At 70.5% G+C, this 3,413-nt stretch carries 3 protein-coding genes; all 3 read left to right on the top strand.

Annotated features, from left to right (window positions below; genetic code table 11):
* A partial coding sequence (locus DQP58_RS26220; RefSeq protein WP_114149377.1) for a 1,4-alpha-glucan branching protein domain-containing protein occupies positions 1-918 on the top strand: 918 nt, incomplete at its 5' end.
* 22 nt (positions 919-940) lie between these two features.
* Positions 941-2,185 carry a glycosyltransferase family 4 protein gene (locus DQP58_RS26225; protein ID WP_112710948.1) on the top strand — a complete coding sequence of 415 codons (1,245 nt, stop codon included), beginning with the start codon at positions 941-943 and terminating at the stop codon, positions 2,183-2,185.
* Between the two features lie 22 nt (positions 2,186-2,207).
* Positions 2,208-3,413 (top strand): TIGR01777 family oxidoreductase (locus tag DQP58_RS26230; RefSeq protein WP_112710947.1); only part of this gene is annotated, 1,206 nt, incomplete at its 3' end.

Genomic DNA, 3,413 nt, shown 5'->3' on the forward strand with positions numbered 1-3,413 from the left:
ACCCACTTCATGGTCGACGGCCCGTCACTGCACGGCGACACCGCGCTGGGCCGGCCCGTCGGCGGCACCGACGTGGTGGCGTTCGGGCGCGACCTGCAGGTCAGCTACCGCGTGTGGTCACCGAAGTCCGGCTATCCGGGGCACGCCGCGTACCGCGATTTCCACACCTATGACCACCTCACCGGCCTCAAGCCGGCCCGGGTGACGGGCCGCAACGTGCCCTCGCAGGACAAGGCTCCCTACGACCCCGAGCGCGCCGACCACGCGGTCGACACGCACGTCGCCGACTTCGTCGAGGTCGTCCGCAACCGGTTGCTCGCCGAGTCCGAGCGGATCGGGCGACCCGCCCATGTGATCGCCGCCTTCGACACCGAGCTGTTCGGCCACTGGTGGTACGAGGGCCCGACCTGGCTGGAGCGGGTGCTGCGGGCCTTGCCCGAGGCGGGCGTTCGGGTGGGCACGCTGTCCGACGCCCTCGCCGACGGCTTCGTCGGGAACCCGGTCGCCCTGCCGCCCAGCTCGTGGGGATCGGGCAAGGACTGGCAGGTGTGGGCGGGCGAGCAGGTCGCCGATCTGGTGGCGCTCAACAGCGAAGTCGTCGACATGGCGCTGAGCACCGTCGACAAGGCGCTGTCCCAGACGGCGTCGCTGGACGGGCCCATCCCCCGCGACCACGTCGCCGATCAGATCCTGCGCGAAACGCTGCTCACCGTCTCCAGCGACTGGCCGTTCATGGTGAGCAAGGATTCGGCCGCCGACTACGCCCGCTACCGCGCCCATCTGCACGCGCACGCCACCCGCGAGATCGCCGACGCGCTGGCGTCCGGCCGGCGCGACACCGCGCAGCGGCTGGCGGAGGGATGGAACCGCGCCGACGGGCTGTTCGGCGCCCTCGATGCCCGCAGGCTGCCCCGATGAGGCGGGCGAGGTTGGTTTTGGCGTGAAAATCCTGATGGTGTCGTGGGAATACCCGCCGGTGGTGATCGGCGGGCTCGGCCGGCACGTGCATCACCTGTCGACCGCGCTGGCCGCCGCGGGTCACGACGTCGTCGTGCTGTCGCGGCGGCCCACCGGAACCGATCCCCGCAGCCATCCCTCGTCGGATCACATCAGCGAGGGCGTCCGGGTGATCGCGGCCGCCCAGGATCCGCACGAATTCAGCTTCGGCACCGACATGATGGCCTGGACGCTGGCCATGGGCCACGCCATGATCCGCGCCGGGCTGCTGCTGACCACACCGGGCACCAACCGCGCCTGGCGGCCCGACGTCGTGCACGCACACGACTGGCTGGTGGCCCACCCGGCGATCGCGCTCGCCCAATTCTACGATGCCCCAATGGTTTCCACGATTCACGCCACCGAAGCCGGCCGGCACTCCGGCTGGGTCAGCGGTGCGATCAGCCGTCAGGTGCACGCGCTCGAGTCGTGGCTGGTGCGCGAATCCGACTCGCTGATCACGTGTTCGGCCTCGATGGCCGACGAGATCAGCGAACTGTTCGGTCCGGGTCTGGCCGAGATCACGGTGATCTGCAACGGCATCGAGACTTCGCGGTGGCCGTTCGCCGAACGCCGGCCGCGCAGCGGGCCGGCCGAACTGCTGTACCTGGGCCGGCTGGAATACGAGAAGGGTGTGCACGACGTCATCGCCGCGCTGCCGCGGATCAGGCGCAGCCACCCCGGCACCACCCTGACCATCGCCGGCGAGGGCACTCAGCAGGCCTGGCTCGTCGAGCAGGCCCGTAAACATCGGGTGCTCAAGGCAATCCGGTTCGTCGGGCACCTCGAACACGCCGAGCTGCTGGCAGTCCTGCATCGCGCCGATGTCGCGGTGCTGCCCAGTCACTACGAGCCGTTCGGGATCGTGGCCCTCGAGGCGGCCGCGGCCGGCACTCCCCTGGTGACGTCCGACATCGGCGGGCTGGGCGAGGCGGTGATCAACGGCCAAACCGGTGTCTCGTGCCCACCACGCGACGTGGCCCGGCTGGCCGCGGCGGTGCGCACCGTGCTTGACGACCCGCAGGCCGCGCAGCAGCGCGCCCGCGCCGCCCGCGAACGACTCACCTCCGATTTCGACTGGCACACGGTGGCCGATAGGACCGCGCAGGTCTATCTGTCGGCCAAGCGGGGGGTGCGCCAGCCGCACGCGCGGCTGCCCATCGTGGAACACGCCTTGCCGAACCGGTAGCGCGGTTCCTAACGTTTCAGGGATGGGGCTGGACTATTCGAGCGTCGTCGACGCTCCGATCACCGACGTATTCGACTGGTATGCCAGGCCGGGCGCGTTCGCCCGGCTCTCGCCGCCGTGGCAACCGATGCGCCTGGTCACCGAGGCCGCCTCGCTCGAGGACGGACGCGCCACCCTGGCGCTGCCCGGCGGCCTGCGCTGGGTCGCCGTGCATCAGCCGGACGGCTACGACCCGCCGCGACGATTCGTCGACACCATCGGCGGCGACGGTCTGGCGACCCTTCCGGCGCGAATCGCCATGCGCTGGAATCACATTCATGAATTCGAGGACCTCGGCGGCAACCGCACCAGGGTGATCGACCGGGTCGAGACGCCGGTGCCGGGGTCGCTGCTGCGGCCCATGTTCGACTACCGACACCGGCAGCTGGCCGACGACTTGGCCGCGCACCGGTTGGCCGCCGAGAACGGGTTGCGGCCGACGACGATCGCGATCACCGGATCGTCGGGGCTGGTCGGTTCGGCGTTGACCGCATTCCTGCGCACCGGCGGGCATCGGGTCGTCCGGCTGGTCCGGCACGCCGCCCGCGGCGTCGACGAGCGGCAATGGAATCCCGACGATCCCGACCCACGGCTGTTCGACGGTATTGACACGGTGATCCATCTGGCGGGAGCCTCGATCGCAGGCCGGTTCACCGAGCAACATCGGAAAGCCATCCGGGACAGCAGGATTGAGCCGACCAGGCGGCTGGCCGAGCTGATGGATCGCACCGAGCCCCGGCCGGGCTCCCTGATCTCGGCGTCGGCGATCGGCTACTACGGGTACGACCGCGGCGACGATACCCTCACCGAGGACAGCGGTCGCGGCGACGGGTTTCTGGCGGATGTGGTGTCCGACTGGGAGCAGGCGACCGCGCCGGCGCAACAGGCCGGGGTGCGGGTGGTGCAGGTGCGCACCGGCATCGTGCAATCGCCCGCCGGCGGCACGCTGAAGCTGATGCGCCCGCTGTTCGGAGCCGGGCTGGGTGGCCGGCTGGGCGACGGTCGCCAATGGCTGTCCTGGATCGGCATCGACGACCTGGTGGACGTCTATCACCGCGCGCTCTGGGATACCACGTTGTCGGGACCGGTGAATGCCGTTGCACCCCAACCGGTCCGCAACCGCGAGTACACCGCTACGCTGGCGTCGGTGTTACACCGGCCGGCGGTGCTGCCGGTGCCGTCGCTGGGC

This window comes from Mycobacterium colombiense, from assembly GCF_003284975.1.
Classification (GTDB): domain Bacteria; phylum Actinomycetota; class Actinomycetes; order Mycobacteriales; family Mycobacteriaceae; genus Mycobacterium; species Mycobacterium europaeum_A.